This is a genomic window from Ideonella sp. B508-1 (assembly GCF_000333615.1).
Classification (GTDB): Bacteria; Pseudomonadota; Gammaproteobacteria; order Burkholderiales; family Burkholderiaceae_C; genus Ideonella.
Genome location: NZ_BADL01000151.1, coordinates 12,258 through 28,420 on the forward strand (window position 1 = coordinate 12,258; position 16,163 = coordinate 28,420).

Sequence of the window (16,163 nt, forward strand, 5' to 3'; positions counted from 1 at the left end):
CGAGCCGCCCGCCGCCTGGTCGCGGGCACGGCGATGTGCCTGGCCTCCACGGCCTTCGCCCAGACCGCCATCTGCTACAACTGCCCGCCGGAATGGGCGGACTGGGGCACGCAGCTGCATGCCATCCAGCAGCGCACGGGCATCACCGTGCCGCCGGACAACAAGAACTCGGGCCAGTCCCTGGCCCAGCTGACCGCCGAAAAGGCCCATCCGGTGGCCGACGTCACCTACCTGGGCGTGACCTTCGGCATCGAAGCCCAGAAGACGGGCCTGAGCGCCCCCTACCAGCCGGCCCACTGGAATGAGATTCCCAGCGGCCTGAAGGACCCCCAGGGGCATTGGTTCGCCATCCACTCCGGAACCCTGGGCTTCATGGTCAATACCGCAGCCCTGCAAGGCAAGCCGGTGCCCCGGAGCTGGGCCGACCTGCTCAAGCCCGAGTACAAGGGGATGATCGGCTACCTGGACCCGGCCTCGGCCTTCGTCGGCTATGCCGGCGCCGTGGCGGCCAACCTGGCCCTGGGCGGCACGCTGGACGACTTCGGCCCGGCCCTGCGCTACTTCAAGGCGCTGCAGAAGAACGAGCCCATCGTGCCCAAGCAGACCGCCTACGCGCGCGTTCTGTCGGGCGAGATCCCCATCCTGCTGGACTACGACTTCAACGCCTACCGCGCCAAGTACAAGGACAAGGCCCAGGTGACCTTCGTGATTCCCCAGGAGGGGACGGTGATGGTGCCCTATGTGATGAGCCTGGTCGCGGGCGCCCCGCACCCGGCCGAGGCCCGCAAGGTGCTCGACTTCGTGCTCTCCGACGAAGGACAGTCGATCTGGGCCCATGCCTTCCTGCGCCCGGTGCGCACCTCCGCACTGTCACCGGAAGCCCAGTCGCACTTCCTGCCGGCCAGCGAATACGCCCGCGCCAAGAGCGTCGATTACGGCCGCATGGCGGCTGTGCAGAAGGCCTTCTCCGAACGCTATCTGCGCGAGGTGCCATGAGCCCCGGCACGCGTGAGCGCTGGCTGCGCAGCGCCTGCCTGGCCCCGGCCATGGCGGTGTTCGGCGCCTTCTGGCTGCTGCCCATGGCCTGGCTGGCGGTGCTGCCGGCCCAGCAGGGCTGGGCCACCTATGCGGCCGTGCTCACGCAGCCGCGCTACCTGAGCAGCCTCCTGCAGACCACGGCGCTGTCGCTGGCCGTCACGGCGGCCACCCTGCTGGTGGGCAGCCTGGTGGGCCTGTTCCTGGGCCGCACCCGGTTCCCGGGGCGGGCGCTGCTGCTCTCGCTGCTGACGCTGCCCATGTCCTTTCCCGGCGTGGTGGTGGGCTTCTTCGTCATCATGGCGGGAGGCCGTCAGGGCGCCTTCGCCCTGCTCAGCCAATGGCTGGGCTGGAGCCGCTGGTCCTTCGCCTATGGGCTCACGGGCCTGTTCCTGGCCTATCTGTACTTCTCGCTGCCCCGGACGATCGGCCAGTTCGCGGCGGCCAGCCAGGCCCTGGACGGCGGACTGGAAGATGCCGCCCGCATGCTGGGCGCCCGCCCCTGGCAGGTGGCGCGCGACGTCTGGCTGCCGGCACTGACCCCGACCGCCGTGGCCTGCGGGGCCATCGTCTTCGCCACCGCCATGGGCGCCTTCGGCACGGCCTTCACGCTGTCCAGCCGCTTCGAGGTCCTGCCCATCAGCATCTACAACGAGTTCACCAACTACGCCAACTTCCCCCTGGCGGCCTCGCTCTCACTGGCCTTGGGCCTGATGACCTGGCTGGTGCTGTTCGCCTGCAGGCAGCCGGGGGACAAGGCGGCACTCGCATGAGCCCTCACCGTCCCCTGCGCAGCGGCCCACGCCGCCGCTCCCCCCTGCTGATGGCCCTGACCCTGGCCGTCACGCTCTTCACCGTGCTGCCCATGGTCTGGAGCGTGCTGGCCGGCTTCCTGCAGGACTACGCCAGCGGCCCGGCCGGCGGCTGGACCACGCGCTGGCTGGAAGAGGTGTGGGCCCAGTACAGCCAGACACTCTGGCGCTCCCTGGGCCTGGCCCTGGCCTGCGTGCTGTGCACCGTGCTGCTGGGCGTGCCCGCGGCCTATGGCCTGGCCCGCTCGCCGTCCCGCGGGGCCAGGCTGCTGGAAGAGCTGCTGACCCTGCCCGTGGCCGTGCCGGGCCTGGCCTCCGCGCTGGCCATGCTGCTGTGCTTTGGCCGCTGGCCGGAGTTCCGCCAGAGCCTGGGCTTCATCCTGGCAGGCCATGCGGTGTTCACCCTGCCCTTCATGGTGCGCCCGGTGCTGGCCAGCTTCGCCCGCCCCGAACTGCGGGCCCTGGAAGAAGCCGCCCGCACCCTGGGCGCCAGCTTCACGCAGCGCTTCCTGCACGTGCTCGTGCCCGCCGTGCTGCCGGCCATGGTCGCGGCCTCCCTCATGGTCTTCACCCTGTCCATCGGCGAGTTCAACCTGACCTGGATGCTGCACACGCCCATGACGCGCACCCTGCCCGTGGGACTGGCGGACAGCTATGCCTCCATGCGCCTGGAGGTGGGCTCGGCCTACACGCTGCTGTTCTTCGGGGTGTCGCTGCCCATGCTCTGGGCCCTGCAGGCCCTCGCCCACCATCTGCAACACCGCCATGATCCTGCCTGACCGCACCCGCATCCAGATCCAAGACGTCGCCAAGCGCTTTGGCGCCCACCAGGCGCTGCACCCCACCTCGCTGCAGATCGAGCCCGGCGAGGTGATGGCCCTGCTGGGCCCCTCAGGCTGCGGCAAGACCACCTTGCTGCGCCTGATCGCGGGGCTCGAGACCCCTGAGGCGGGGCGCGTGCTCTTCGGCGACGAGGACGTCACGCACCGCCCCGCCGAGCAGCGCGGCGTGGGCATGGTGTTCCAGCACTACGCGCTGTTCCCCCAGATGACGGTGGCCGCCAACATCGGCTACGGGCTGCGCGTGCGCGGCATGGCCGCCGCCGAGCGCGAGCGCATCGTGGGCGAGATGGTCGAGCTGGTGCGGCTGCAAGGCCTCACCCAACGCCTGCCGCACGAGCTCTCCGGCGGCCAGCGCCAGCGCGTGGCCCTGGCCCGCGCCATGGCCACCCGGCCCCGGGTGCTGCTGCTGGACGAACCGCTGACCGCGCTGGATGTCCAGCTCAAGGAGTCGGTGCGCGACGAGCTGGCCGAACTGGTCCGCCAGTTGGGGGTCACGGCCGTGCATGTCACCCACGATCAACAGGAGGCCCTGGCCATCGCCGACCGCCTGGCCATCATGGAAGCCGGACGCATCGTGCAGGTGGGCAGCGGCGAGGCGCTGTACCGCCAACCGGGGCAGGACTTCGTGGCCGGCTTCCTGGGACGCATCAACCGCCTGGAGCGCAGCCCCGCCGACCTGGTCGCCGGCATGCTGTCGCTGGGCGGACGGTCCCAGCCCTGCCCGCTCCCGCTGTGCGCGCATGCCCAGCTGATGGTGCGCCCGGAAGACCTCCAGCTCGAGAAGCCCCACTGCCCCGAAGCGGCCAATGCCACGGTGCTGCGGCGCATCTTCCTGGGCGACCGGGTGCGCCAGGTGCTGCAGTTCGACGACGGCGGCCCGCGTTGGATGGCCGAGTTGAGCCGGGACCATCCGGTGCGGGCCGGCGAGCGGGTGCGCGTCAGCGTGCCCGACGGCGCCTGGATGGCCGTCCGCAGCGATGCCCCCTACTGACGCCATGCCCCCTGACACGCCCTCACCCACCCCTGGCATGACACCGATGATCTTGGTCCAGATTTCCGACCCCCACATCCGCCAGCCCGGCAAGCTGGCCTACGGTCAGGTCGACACCGCCGCCGCCCTGCAGCGCACCGTGGCGGCCATCCAGCGCCTGCCGCAGCCGGCCAACGCCGTGGTCATCACCGGGGACCTGGTGGACTTCGGGCGGCCCGAGGAGTACGCCCACCTGCGCCGCCTGCTGGCCCCGCTGTCGGTGCCGGTCTACCTGCTGGCGGGCAACCACGATGAGCCCATGGCCCTGCGTGCGGCTTTTGCGGACCATGCCTACCTGCCCCCGACCGGCCCGCTGCACTACGCCGTGGATCTGGGCCCGCTGCGCCTGATCGCCCTGGACAGCCACCAGCCCGGTTGCAGCCACGGGGCACTGGATGCGGCTCAACTCACCTGGCTGGAGCAGACGCTGGCCGACGCGCCGGAAGTGCCGACGGTCATCGCCCTGCACCACCCACCCTTCGAGACCCTGATCGGCCACATGGACCGCATCGGCCTGCGCGAAGGGGCCGCCGCGCTGGAAGCCCTGGTGCGCCGCCACCCCCAGGTGGAGCGCGTGATCTGCGGGCATCTGCACCGCGCGATCGAACGCCGCTTTGGCGGCACGCTGGCGGCCACCTGCCCCGGCACGTCCCACCAGGTCTGCCTGGACCTCGCGCCGCAGGCCGCCTCCTGCTTTGCGCTGGAACCGCCCGCCTTCAGGGTCCATGCCTGGACCGCCCACAGCGGCTTGGTCACCCACCTGATGCCCGTGGGCGAGTTCGCCGGGCCCTTCCCCTTCCACGACGCGCACGGCCTGATCGACTGAGCCGCGGGCACCGCCGACCCGCCGCCATGGCCGCGGTGTTCAGATGGACAGCGGGTCCACGTCGATGGCCCAGCGGGCCAGGCCGCGGTGGGCCGCGCGCAGGGCATGCAAGCCCGGGACCCAGTCGGCCAGCAGGCGCTGCAGCGCGCCGCGGTGGCCGGCCTCCAGCAGCATCTGGCGGCGCTCCAGCCCGGCCACCTTGGCGATCTGCGGTGGCACCGGGGCGTAGAGCATCACCGGCGGCTCGCCGTGTTCGGCCAGCCAGGCCCGGGCGGTTTCACGGGCGGCGCGCAGAAAGGCCTCGGCCACGGCCGGGTCGCGGGCCTCGGCCCGCAGCAGGGCCAGGTGGCTGAAGGGCGGCAGGCCGGCCATCTCACGCTCTTCCAGTTGGCTGGCGGCGAAGGCGGCGTAGTCGTGTTGGCGCAGCGCGGCGAACAGGGCGTGGCCGGGCGTCCAGGTCTGGATCCACATCTCGCTGCGCGCAGCGGCCTCGGCGTCGCGCCCGGCCCGGCCGGCGGCCTGCATCAGCGAGGAGAACAGGCGCTCAGGCGCACGGAAGTCCGCCGCGTAAAGCGCGCTGTCGGGGTTGACCGCGGCCACCAGGGTCACGTTGCGGAAGTCGTGGCCCTTGGTGATCATCTGCGTGCCCACCAGCACGTCCACCTCGCCGGCATGCACGGCGGCCAGTTGCTGCTCCAGGCTGCCCTTCAGACGGGTGGTGTCGGCGTCGATGCGGGCCACACGGGCCGGGCTGCCGTCCGGGCGCTGCACGCCTTCCAGCAGGGCCACCATCTGCTCCTCCAGGCGCTCGGTGCCGCGGCCCATGGGTTCGATGTCCAGGTTGCCGCAGTCCGGGCAGGCGGTGGGCACCCGTTCGGTGAAGCCGCAGTGGTGGCAGCGCAGCGTGCGGTCGCCCTTGTGGAAGACGCGCCAGGCGCTGCAGTGCGGGCAGCCGCTCTTCCAGCCACAGGCCGCGCAGTGCAGCACCGGCGCGAAGCCACGCCGGTTCAGGAACAGCAGGCTCTGCTCACCGCGGTTGACCCGCTCCTGCACGGCCGCCAGCACCGGCGGGCACAGCGGCGGCGGCTCTCGCCCCTGCGGTGGCTTGGGCTGCTGGGCCATGTCCACCACGCGCACCTTGGGCAGCTCGCCCTGCCCCACCCGGTGCGGCATGGCCAGCAGCTGGTAGCGGCCGGTGCGGGCCTGCTGCCAGCTTTCGAGCGAGGGGGTGGCCGAGCCCAGCAGCACGGGCACCTTTTCCAGCCGGCCGCGGTAGACGGCCAGGTCACGCGCCGAGTAGCGGGCCCCATCCTGCTGCTTGTAGCTGGGGTCGTGTTCCTCGTCGACCACGATCAGGCCCAGGCGCGGCAGCGGGCAGAAGACGGCCAGCCGGGTGCCCAGCACCAGGTCGGCATGGCCCAGGTGGGCGCCCAGCCAGTTCAGGAGGCGCTGCGCCGGCGTCAGGCCACTGTGCAGCGACACCAGGCGCCGGCCCGGGAAGCGCTCGGCAAAGCGGGCTTCCAGCTGGGGCGTGAGGTTGATCTCGGGCACCAGCACCAGGGCCTGCTTGCCGACGGCCAGCGCGGCCTCGGCGGCGCGCAGATAGACCTCGGTCTTGCCGCTGCCGGTGACGCCGTGCAGCAGCTGGCAGGTGGGCGTCTCGGCCGCGAACTGGGCGGCAATGGCCTCCAGCACCGCAGCCTGGTCCGGCATCAGCGGCGGACGTTCGGGCTCGGACGGCGGCGCCGGGGGCAGCGCTTCCTCGGCCGCGGCGGCCCGGCGACGCTTCTTGGGCGCCGCCTCGCCCTCGGGCGCCGGCAGGCCCCATTGGCGGCGCAGGCGGGCCAGGCGCTTGGCCAGGGCGGTGTCGTCGAGCTTGCGCAGCTCGGGCGGCAGCACCGACAGCGCCACCTCGCCGATGGCGCGCTGGTAGTAGCGGGCGGTGAACTCGACCAAGCGCAGCCAGGGCTCGCCCAGCGGCGGCAGGCAGGCCAGCGCCTCGCCCACCGGGCGCAAGGTCACGCCCGGGTCCTGGGGGACGTCCTCGGGCACCTGTTCCCAGACCAGGCCCAGGGTGTCGCGCCGGCCCAGCGGCACGCGCAGCAGGCTGCCCGGCGGCACGGCCTGCGCCGACAGGTAGTGCAGCACGTCGCCCAAGGCGGCGTACTGCGGGGCATCGACCGCCACGCCCAGGCGCATCAGCCCAAGCCTTTCTTGCCGCGGCGCGTCAGCCGGTGGGACTTTTGATGAGAAACCGGCGCCAAGTTCATGATTGAAAAGCGCTTTTCCACTTGCCCACATTTCTGTGGATAACTTTGTGAGAAACCCGCGTTTGCCACGCTGCCGCGGCGACGGGCACTCGGGATATCCCCATCCTTCGACGGAGGGAGACCTGCCCAGAAAGCTGTTTCAAAACAGGCACTTGCAACACATCGCCTGAGAATTTCACGGCGCAGGGGCTCCGCAGCGCAGCAAGATGTTCGCTGCGCCGGAGATGGGGATAAGTCAAGCACTGAGCAAGCACTCACCCCACCAACTTGGGGCGCAATCTCACGCGGGTTTGTCCTGACGCAAGCGCCGCGAGGCACCGTTTTCAGGCGGCAGGCGCCCGCAAGGTGCGCGAGTGGGCGTGGACCGCCTCGACCAGCGCGGCCACATGCTCGGGCGGGGTGAACTGGCTGATGCCATGCCCCAGGTTGAAGATGTGGCCGTCCCAGCCACCGTCGGCCCGCTGCGGGCGGCCGAAGCTGTCCAACAGCCGCCTGGCCTGGGCCTGCACGGCCGCAGGCGGCGCGAACAGGATGGTCGGATCCAGATTGCCCTGCAGGGCGACGCGCTCGCCCACGGCTGCACGGGCCCGGCCCAGGTTGACCGTCCAGTCCAGGCCGACCACATCGGCCCCGGTGTCAGCGATCTGCTCCAGCCACAGGCCACCGCCCTTGGTGAAGACGATGACCGGGATGCGCTGGCCGTCCTTCTCGCGCCGCAGCTGCTGCACCACGCGCCGGGTGTAGGCCAGCGAGAAGTCCTGGAAGTCGCCATCGGCCAGCACGCCGCCCCAGCTGTCGAAGACCATCACCGCCTGGGCACCGGCCTCGATCTGGGTGTTCAGGTAGAGCGCCACCGCGTCGGCATTGACCTGGAGGATGCGGTGCATCAGGTCGGGGCGGCTGTAGAGCAGGGTCTTGACCTGGCGGTAGTCGTCCGAGCCACCGCCCTCGACCATGTAGCAGGCCAGCGTCCAGGGGCTGCCGGAGAAACCGATCAGCGGCACGCGGCCGTTCAGGGCCTTGCGGATGGAGGTGACGGCGTCGAAGACGTAGCGCAGCTTGTCCATGTCCGGCACGGCCAGGGCGTTCACCGCGGCTTCGTCGCGCACCACCTGGGCAAAGCGCGGGCCTTCGCCCTGCTGGAAGGACAGGCCCAGACCCATGGCGTCGGGCACGGTCAGGATGTCCGAGAACAGGATGGCGGCGTCCAGCGGATAGCGCTCCAGCGGCTGCAGGGTCACCTCGGTGGCATAGTCCACGTTCGTGGCCAGGCCCATGAAACTGCCGGCCTTGGCGCGGGTGGCGCAGTATTCCGGCAGGTAGCGGCCGGCCTGACGCATCAGCCAGACGGGCGTGTGGGTCGTGGGCTGGCGCAGGCAGGCGCGCAGGAAGGTGTCGTTGTGCAGCGGTGCGAACATGGCGCGATTATCCCCGGCGCCCCCGCTTGAAGCGCCGCGCGCCGCCCCCATTTTCTGAAACGTTTGCCCGTCATCATGGGCATGCCCGAACACGAGGAGAAACGCTGCGATGAACACCCGCCGTCTTGGAGCCGCCGCCCTGCTGCTGGCCGCCAGCCTGAGCCTGTCGGGCTGCGGCTACAACGAATTTCAGCGCCAGGACGAGGCCGTCAAGGCCAACTGGTCCGAGGTACTGAACCAGTACCAGCGCCGGGCCGATCTGGTGCCCAACCTGGTGGCCACCGTCAAGGGCGAGGCCAACTTCGAGCAGGAGACCCTGACCAAGGTGGTGGAGGCCCGCGCCAAGGCCACCTCCATCCAGGCCACGCCCGAGCTGATCAACGACCCGCAGGCCTTCCAGAAATTCCAGGCCGCCCAGGGTGAACTCAGCAGCGCGCTGAGCCGCCTGCTGGTGGTCAGCGAGAACTACCCCAACCTGAAAGCCAACCAGGGCTTCCAGGACCTGCGAGTGCAGCTGGAGGGCACCGAGAACCGCATCACCGTCGCGCGTAACCGCTACATCAAGACGGTGGCCGACTACAACACGCTGGCGCGCAGCTTCCCCACCAACCTGACGGCCATGATGTTCCACTACGAAGTGAAGCCCAACTTCACGGTGGAGAACGAGAAAGCGCTGGCCGAGCCGCCGAAGGTGGACTTCGGCGCGGCCCCGGCGGCCTCGCGCTGAGCCTGGCATGCACGCGGCCTCTGCCCCGCGGCGCCCTGCCCGGCCCTGGCTGCGCGGGCTGTGGCTGGCCGCGGTGATGCTGCTGGCGACCCTGGGCTGGGGCTGGACTCCGGCCCGGGCCCAATCCACCGGCCTGCCCATCCCGGCGCTCACCGCCCGGGTGATGGACCAGACCGGGACCCTGAGCGCCCCTCAGACACAGGCCCTGGAAGGCAAACTGGCGGCGCTGGAGCAATCCACGGGCAGCCAGGTGGTGGTGCTGATCGTGCCCACCACGGCGCCGGAGGACATCGCGGCCTATGGCTGGCGTGTGGCCGATCAGTGGAAGATCGGCCGCAAGGACGTAGGCGACGGTGTGCTGCTGCTGGTGGCCAAGCAGGATCGCACGGTGCGCATTGAAGTGGCCAAGACCTTGGAAGGGGCGATCCCCGACCTGGCCGCCAGCCAGATCATCCAGGGCAGCCTGGTGCCGGCCTTCCGCCAGGGCGACTACGCCGGGGGCCTCAATGCCGCGGTCGATCAGCTCGCCGCGCGGATCCGCGGCGAGGCCCTGCCCGCCCCGGCGGCGCGTCCCGCCCGGAACACCGGAAACGACTGGCAGGGCCTGGGCCTGTTCTTCTTCGTCGGTGTGCCCATCCTCGGCTCCATCCTGTCGGGCATCCTGGGCCGCCGCGCCGGTGCCCTGCTGACCGGCCTGGGTGCCGGCACGCTGGCCGGCTGGCTGGCCGCCAGCTGGCTGCTGGGCCTGGGCGCGGGCGTCGTGGCCTGGATCCTGGTGGGCGTGATGGGCAGCGGCGGACGCGGCGGCGGCTCCGGCGGCCCGCCCATCATCTGGGGCGGCGGTGGCGGGGGTGGCTCCTGGGGCGGTGGCGGAGGCGGCGGTGGGTTTTCCTCCGGCGGCGGGGGTGACTTCGGCGGCGGCGGCGCCTCGGGGCGGTGGTGAGATGAACCACGCCACCTTGGGATCCCGCCTGCGCCGTGCCTGGCGCCACTTCTGGCTGGATGAACGAGACAGCCGACGCGCCGTGCCGCCCGCGGCGCTCCAGCGGCTGACGGCGCAGGTGCAGGCCAGCGAGGCCAGGCACCGTGGCCAGATCCGCCTGTGCGTGGAGGCCAGCCTGCCAGTGGCCGCGGCCTGGGCCGGTGTCACGCCGCGCCAGCGCGCGCTGGAATGCTTCGGCCAGTTGGGCGTGTGGGACACCGAGGACAACGTCGGCGTGCTGATCTACGTGCTGCTGGCCGACCGCGCGGTGGAGATCGTGGCAGACCGCGGCCTGAGACCCCACGTCCCCGAGGCGCGCTGGCAGACGCTGGCCCAGGGGCTGGGCCAGGCCTTCGCCCAGGACCAGGTCGAGGCGGGGCTGACGACGGCGCTGGACGAGGTGGACCGGCTGCTGTGCGCGGGCTTTGCGCGCGCCGAGGGCTCGCCCCGATCCAACGAGCTGCCCGACACCCCGGTGCTGCGCTGAAAAAACAAAACCCGCCGGCTCCGCGAGGAGGCGACGGGTTCTTCCGGGCCCACCGGCGGACCGGCGGGCAGAGGCTGGATCAGCGGGTCTTGCGCAGCTTCTGGATGGCGGCCAGCTGAGCCGCCATGACGGCGAACTCGCTCTGGGCGCGCGCGAAGTCGATGTCGCTCTTGGCGGTCTTCATCGCTTCCTCGGCCAGCTTCTTCGCTTCGTTGGCCTTGGCCTCGTCGAGGTCATGGCCGCGGATCGCGGTGTCCGCCAGCACGGTCACGCAGTGCGGCTGCACTTCGAGGATGCCACCGGCCACGAAGACGAACTCTTCCTGGCCGTTGTCAGCCCGCTCGATGCGCACCGCGCCCGGCTTGATGCGGGTGATCAGCGGGGTGTGCTGCGGCAGGATGCCCAGCTCGCCCGCCTCGCCCGGCAGCGCGACGAACTTCGCCTCGCCCGAGAAGATGTTCTCTTCGGCGGAGACGACGTCGACGTGAATGGTTGCCATGGTCGGGTCCTTTGACTTGAAGATGGATCAGCAGACAGAAGGCGGCTGGCGGGTGGAGCTCACCCGCGCGGCCGCGCCTCGGCTTACTGCATCTTCTTGGCCTTCTCGAAGGCCTCGTCGATGGTGCCGACCATGTAGAAGGCCTGCTCGGGCAGGTGATCGCATTCACCGGCGACGATCATCTTGAAGCCGCGGATGGTTTCCTTCAGCGGCACGTACTTGCCCGGCGAGCCGGTGAACACTTCGGCCACGTGGAAGGGCTGCGACAGGAAGCGCTGGATCTTCCGGGCACGGGCCACGGCCAGCTTGTCTTCCGGCGACAGTTCGTCCATGCCCAGGATGGCGATGATGTCGCGCAGTTCCTTGTAGCGCTGCAGGGTGGCCTGCACGGCACGGGTGGTGCCGTAGTGCTCTTCGCCGATCACGTTCGGGTCGATCTGACGCGAGGTCGAGTCCAGCGGGTCCACGGCGGGGTAGATACCCAGCGAGGCGATGTCACGCGACAGCACCACGGTGGCGTCCAAGTGGGCGAAGGTGGTGGCAGGCGACGGGTCGGTCAGGTCATCCGCCGGCACGTACACGGCCTGGATCGAGGTGATCGAGCCGACCTTGGTCGACGTGATCCGCTCTTGCAGACGGCCCATTTCCTCGGCCAGCGTCGGCTGGTAGCCCACGGCGGAAGGCATGCGGCCCAGCAGCGCGGACACTTCGGTACCGGCCAGGGTGTAGCGGTAGATGTTGTCCACGAAGAACAGCACGTCACGGCCCTCGTCGCGGAACGACTCGGCGATGGTCAGGCCGGTCAGGGCCACGCGCAGACGGTTGCCCGGCGGCTCGTTCATCTGGCCGTAGACCATGGACACCTTGGACTCGCCCAGGTTCTCCAGGTTCACGACGCCGGAATCGGCCATCTCGTGATAGAAGTCGTTGCCCTCACGGGTACGTTCGCCCACACCCGCGAACACCGACAGACCGCTGTGGGCCTTGGCGATGTTGTTGATGAGCTCCATCATGTTCACGGTCTTGCCCACGCCGGCGCCACCGAACAGACCCACCTTGCCGCCCTTGGCGAACGGGCAGATCAGGTCGATCACCTTGATGCCGGTTTCCAGCAGCTCTTGCGACGGGCTCAGCTCGTCGTAGGCCGGGGCCTTGCGGTGGATGGAGGCGGTCAGGTCTTGCGACACCTCACCACGCTCGTCGATGGGGTTGCCCAGCACGTCCATGATGCGGCCCAGAGTGGCCTTGCCCACGGGCACGGTGATGGGGTTGCCGGTGTTGTAGACCACCGAGCCGCGGCGCAGGCCGTCGGAGGAGCCCAGCGCGATGGTACGCACCACGCCGTCACCCAGCTGCTGCTGCACTTCCAGCGTCAGCGCCGAGCCGTCCATCTTCAGGGCGTCGTACACCTTGGGCATCTGGTCGCGCGGGAATTCCACGTCCACCACGGCGCCGATGCACTGAACGATCTTGCCTTGGGCTTGAGAGTTCGACATTTTTCGGTCCTTCAATCTTGATTCGCTGTATTCGAAACTGGAGCGGGTTGATCGGCCGGGATCAACCGCTGATCGCGGCGGCACCGCTCACGATCTCGGACAGTTCCTTGGTGATCGCAGCCTGGCGGGTCTTGTTGTAGATGAGCTTGAGCTCATTGATCAACGTGCCGGCGTTGTCGGTCGCGGCCTTCATCGCCACCATGCGGGCGGATTGCTCCGAGGCCATGTTCTCGGCCACCGCCTGGTAGATCAGCGCCTCGACGTAGCGCTTGAGCAGCTCGTCGATCACCGACGCCGGATCCGGCTCGTAGATGTAGTCCCAGCTGTGCGCGGCCTTCTCGGCTTCGGTCTGCGCCAGCGCGCCGGCCTGCAGAGGCAGCAGTTGCTCGACCACCGGCTCCTGCTTCATCGTGTTGATGAAGCGGGTGTAGCACAGGTAGACGGCATCGACCTTGCCTTCGACGAACGCGTCCAGCATCACCTTCAGCGGGCCGATCAGCTTCTCCAGCTGGGGCATGTCGCCCAGTTGGGTGGCCTGGCTCACGACCTTGACCCCCACGCGGTTGAGGAAGCCCAGGCCCTTGTTGCCGATGGCCACGGCCTCGGCCTTGCGGCCCCGGTCCTGCAGCTCGCGCATCTTGTTGGTGACGGCGCGCAGCACGTTGGTGTTCAGACCACCGCACAGGCCCTTGTCGGTGGTGACCACCACAAAGCCGTCGACCCCGGACTTGCCATCCGCACGCATGTACGGCGACTTGTATTCCGGATTCGCGCGCGACAGGTTGGCCGTGATATTGCGGATCTTGTCGCTGTACGGACGGGCCGAACGCATGCGGTCCTGCGCCTTGCGCATCTTGGACGCGGCGACCATTTCCATGGCCTTGGTGATCTTCTTGGTGTTCTCCACCGATTTGATCTTGCCGCGGATTTCCTTTCCGACTGCCATGACTGTTTCTCCTAGTAGGTGAGGGACGACCCGTTCGTGTCGTTGGAGCGCGTGCGTGCCGTCCCGTCAGTCAGTGGCTTCAGGCGAAGGACTTCTTGAAGGCAGCGATCGCGCCGTTCAGCTCTTCCTCGGCCGCCTTGTCCATGGCCTTGTCGGCTTCCAGCTTGGCCAGCAGGGCGGCGTGGCTGGACTTCAGGAACTGGTGCAGACCGCTTTCGAAGGACAGCACCTTCTTCACGTCCACATCGTCCATGTAGCCCTTGTTCACGGCGTACAGCGAGGCACCCATCAGGCTGATCGACAGCGGCGAGTACTGGGCTTGCTTCAGCAGCTCGGTCACGCGGGCACCGCGGTCCAGTTGCTTCTTGGTGGAAGCGTCCAGATCGGAAGCGAACTGCGCGAAGGCGGCCAGCTCACGGTACTGGGCCAGGTCGGTACGGATACCGCCGGACAGCGACTTGATCAGCTTGGTCTGGGCCGCACCACCCACGCGGGACACCGAGATACCGGCGTTGATCGCGGGACGCACACCGGCGTTGAACAGGTTGGTTTCCAGGAAGATCTGGCCGTCGGTGATCGAGATCACGTTGGTCGGCACAAAGGCGGACACGTCACCGGCCTGGGTTTCGATGATCGGCAGCGCGGTCAGCGAGCCGGTCTTGCCCTTGACCTCACCCTTGGTGAAGGCTTCGACGTAGTCGGCGTTCACGCGGGCAGCACGTTCCAGCAGGCGGCTGTGGAGATAGAACACGTCGCCAGGGAAGGCTTCGCGGCCCGGCGGGCGACGCAGCAGCAGCGAGACCTGACGGTAGGCCACGGCCTGCTTGGACAGGTCGTCATAGACGATCAGGGCGTCTTGGCCGCGGTCGCGGAAGTATTCGCCCATCGTGCAGCCCGAGTAGGCGGCGACGTACTGCATGGCGGCGGATTCGGAGGCCGAGGCAGCCACGACGATGGTGTAGTCCATCGCGCCGGCCTGCTCCAGAGCGCGCACGACGTTCTTGATCGACGAGGCCTTCTGGCCGATCGCGACGTACACGCAGGTCATGTTCTGACCCTTCTGGTTGATGATCGCGTCGATCGCCACGGCGGTCTTGCCGGTCTGGCGGTCGCCGATGATTAGCTCGCGCTGGCCGCGGCCGACGGGCACCATCGAGTCAATGCACTTCAGGCCGGTCTGGACGGGCTGGTCCACCGACTTCCGTGCGATCACGCCCGGGGCGACCTTCTCGATCACGTCCGTCATCTTGGCGTTGATCGGGCCCTTGCCGTCGATCGGCTGGCCCAGGGCATTCACCACGCGGCCCACCAGTTCAGGCCCCACGGGCACTTCCAGAATGCGGCCCGTGCACTTGACGGTGTCGCCTTCGGAGATGTGTTCGTACTCACCCAGAATCACGGCGCCGACGGAGTCGCGCTCGAGGTTCAGGGCCAGGCCGAAGGAGGGTTGACCGTCCTTGCCAGCCGGGAATTCCAGCATTTCGCCCTGCATCGCATCGGACAGGCCGTGGACGCGGACGATGCCGTCGGTCACCGAGACGACGGTGCCTTGGTTGCGGATGTCCGTCGAAGCGCCGAGGCCTTCGATACGGCTCTTGATCAGTTCCGAAATTTCAGCAGGATTCAGTTGCATTGCTTTCTCCGAAAGCGCGGCAGTCAGACGGGGCGACTGGCTGCCGGTGGGCTATGCCTTGGGGTTGGGTGCCGATGCGGGACGGGGCCTCAGTGGGTCAGCGCGACCTTCATCTGCTCCAGACGGGCCTGGATGGAGGTGTCGAGCACCTCGTCGCCCACCACCACGCGGATGCCACCGATGAGTGACTCATCGATCTGCACCGACGCGTTGAGCTTGCGACCGAAGCGCTTCTCCAGCGTGGCGACCGTGTCGGCCAGTTGGGCGGCGTCCAGGGGGAAGGCGCTGACGATGGTCGCGTCCGACACACCGCTGCTGGCGTTAACCAGCGCCCGGAACTGGGCGTCGACCTCCGGCAGGGCAGACAGACGGCCGTTCTCGATGACGACCTTCAGCAGATTGGCGACCTTGGGCGACAGGGCGACCTTGGCCACCGCGGCGACCAGATCGAACACCTGCTCCGAAGTCACCTTCGGGTTGTCCGCGAACTGGCGCAGCTGGGCGTCGGCGCTCACCTGCCCCACGGCGTGGAGCTGGTCGACCAGGGCCTGGGCGCTGTCCGTGCCGATGGACTTGTACAGTGCCTCGGCGTAGGGACGTGCGATGGTTGCAAGCTCAGCCATGATTACAGCTCGGTCTTCAGACGGTTCAGAAGATCGGCGTGCACGTCGGCGTTGACTTCACGCTTCAGGATCGCTTCGGCGCCCTTGACAGCCAGCACGGCGACCTGCTCACGCAGGGCTTCGCGGGCCTTCACGGACTCCTGCTCGGCTTCAGCCTTGGCAGCGGCGACGATCTTGGCGCCTTCGTCGCTGGCACGCGACTTGGCTTCTTCGATCATCTGCTGGGCCAGACGCTCGGCATCAGCCAGGCGCTTGGCAGCGTCGTCGCGCGCAGCGGACAGCTGCTGCTCCACGCGCTGGTTGGCCACGGCCAGCTCGCTCTTGGCCTTGTCGGCAGCCGACAGGCCTTCGGCGATCTTCTTGGCGCGATCGTCGAGCGCAGCGGTGATCGGCGGCCAGACGAATTTCATCGTGAACCAGACCAGGATCAGGAACACGATCATCTGGACGATGAGGGTACCGGTGATGCTCACTTTTTTGCCTCAAACGGTGACGGGACATTCAGCAGGGGTGCACCGCAGCGCACCCCGGCCTCTC

General features: G+C 69.0%; 16 protein-coding genes. 8 read left to right on the forward strand and 8 right to left on the reverse strand.

The features are described 5' to 3' along the window. The first annotated feature begins 33 nt into the window (after nucleotides 1-33). From I73_RS06880 to I73_RS06900, 5 genes are read left to right on the forward strand one after another with little or no spacing between them, the layout of a single operon-like run. The gene (locus I73_RS06880) at nucleotides 34-996 is read left to right on the forward strand and encodes an ABC transporter substrate-binding protein (protein WP_234409437.1); all 963 of its coding nucleotides are present in this window, start codon (nucleotides 34-36) and stop codon (nucleotides 994-996) included. Next, on the forward strand, nucleotides 993-1,808 hold the full coding sequence (locus I73_RS06885) for an iron ABC transporter permease (RefSeq protein ID WP_022979937.1): 816 nt from the start codon (nucleotides 993-995) through the stop codon (nucleotides 1,806-1,808). Before I73_RS06880 ends, I73_RS06885 begins: the two co-directional genes overlap by 4 nt. Beyond that, the gene (locus tag I73_RS06890; protein ID WP_022979938.1) at nucleotides 1,805-2,626 is read left to right on the forward strand and encodes an ABC transporter permease; all 822 of its coding nucleotides are present in this window, start codon (nucleotides 1,805-1,807) and stop codon (nucleotides 2,624-2,626) included. The genes I73_RS06885 and I73_RS06890 overlap by 4 nt, the downstream gene beginning before the upstream one ends. Further along, complete coding sequence (locus I73_RS26465) at nucleotides 2,613-3,680, forward strand: ABC transporter ATP-binding protein (RefSeq protein ID WP_022979939.1); 1,068 nt, start codon at nucleotides 2,613-2,615, stop codon at nucleotides 3,678-3,680. The genes I73_RS06890 and I73_RS26465 overlap by 14 nt, the downstream gene beginning before the upstream one ends. Before the next feature lie 37 nt (nucleotides 3,681-3,717). Beyond that, nucleotides 3,718-4,545 (forward strand): phosphodiesterase, encoded by an 828-nt coding sequence (locus I73_RS06900; protein WP_026096409.1) that lies wholly within the window; start codon nucleotides 3,718-3,720, stop codon nucleotides 4,543-4,545. Between the two features lie 39 nt (nucleotides 4,546-4,584). Here I73_RS06900 and priA read toward each other — a convergent pair whose 3' ends face one another. Both priA and hemE read right to left on the reverse strand, forming a co-directional pair. Beyond that, the gene (gene priA, locus I73_RS06905) at nucleotides 4,585-6,744 is read right to left on the reverse strand and encodes a primosomal protein N' (protein ID WP_022979941.1); all 2,160 of its coding nucleotides are present in this window, start codon (nucleotides 6,742-6,744) and stop codon (nucleotides 4,585-4,587) included. Nucleotides 6,745-7,138: 394 nt separating this feature from the next. Next, entirely contained in the window at nucleotides 7,139-8,233 is a 1,095-nt protein-coding gene (gene hemE / locus I73_RS06910) for a uroporphyrinogen decarboxylase (RefSeq protein WP_022979942.1), read from the reverse strand. A gap of 109 nt (nucleotides 8,234-8,342) precedes the next feature. On the opposite strand from hemE, the gene I73_RS06915 reads away from it, so the two are divergent. The 3 genes from I73_RS06915 to I73_RS06925 are packed head-to-tail and all read left to right on the forward strand — an operon-like array spanning nucleotide 8,343 to nucleotide 10,429. Beyond that, nucleotides 8,343-8,960 carry a LemA family protein gene (locus I73_RS06915; protein WP_022979943.1) on the forward strand — a complete coding sequence of 206 codons (618 nt, stop codon included), beginning with the start codon at nucleotides 8,343-8,345 and terminating at the stop codon, nucleotides 8,958-8,960. A 7-nt stretch (nucleotides 8,961-8,967) separates the two neighbouring features. Beyond that, complete coding sequence (locus I73_RS06920; protein WP_022979944.1) at nucleotides 8,968-9,903, forward strand: TPM domain-containing protein; 936 nt, start codon at nucleotides 8,968-8,970, stop codon at nucleotides 9,901-9,903. A gap of 1 nt (nucleotide 9,904) precedes the next feature. Further along, nucleotides 9,905-10,429 carry a TPM domain-containing protein gene (locus tag I73_RS06925; protein ID WP_022979945.1) on the forward strand — a complete coding sequence of 175 codons (525 nt, stop codon included), beginning with the start codon at nucleotides 9,905-9,907 and terminating at the stop codon, nucleotides 10,427-10,429. A gap of 79 nt (nucleotides 10,430-10,508) precedes the next feature. Here I73_RS06925 and I73_RS06930 read toward each other — a convergent pair whose 3' ends face one another. The 6 genes from I73_RS06930 to I73_RS06955 form a co-directional block, all read right to left on the reverse strand. Next, nucleotides 10,509-10,928 (reverse strand): F0F1 ATP synthase subunit epsilon, encoded by a 420-nt coding sequence (locus tag I73_RS06930; RefSeq protein WP_022979946.1) that lies wholly within the window; start codon nucleotides 10,926-10,928, stop codon nucleotides 10,509-10,511. 83 nt (nucleotides 10,929-11,011) lie between these two features. After that, the gene (atpD, locus tag I73_RS06935) at nucleotides 11,012-12,424 is read right to left on the reverse strand and encodes a F0F1 ATP synthase subunit beta (protein WP_022979947.1); all 1,413 of its coding nucleotides are present in this window, start codon (nucleotides 12,422-12,424) and stop codon (nucleotides 11,012-11,014) included. 61 nt (nucleotides 12,425-12,485) lie between these two features. Further along, a complete protein-coding gene (gene atpG / locus I73_RS06940) occupies nucleotides 12,486-13,370 on the reverse strand; it encodes a F0F1 ATP synthase subunit gamma (RefSeq protein WP_022979948.1) in 885 nt (294 codons plus the stop codon). A gap of 79 nt (nucleotides 13,371-13,449) precedes the next feature. Then, on the reverse strand, nucleotides 13,450-15,003 hold the full coding sequence (gene atpA, locus I73_RS06945; RefSeq protein WP_022979949.1) for a F0F1 ATP synthase subunit alpha: 1,554 nt from the start codon (nucleotides 15,001-15,003) through the stop codon (nucleotides 13,450-13,452). An 89-nt stretch (nucleotides 15,004-15,092) separates the two neighbouring features. Continuing rightward, complete coding sequence (locus tag I73_RS06950; RefSeq protein ID WP_022979950.1) at nucleotides 15,093-15,626, reverse strand: F0F1 ATP synthase subunit delta; 534 nt, start codon at nucleotides 15,624-15,626, stop codon at nucleotides 15,093-15,095. 2 nt (nucleotides 15,627-15,628) lie between these two features. Continuing rightward, nucleotides 15,629-16,099, reverse strand: a complete 471-nt coding sequence (locus I73_RS06955; RefSeq protein ID WP_022979951.1) for a F0F1 ATP synthase subunit B — start codon at nucleotides 16,097-16,099, stop codon at nucleotides 15,629-15,631. Nucleotides 16,100-16,163 lie beyond the last annotated feature (64 nt).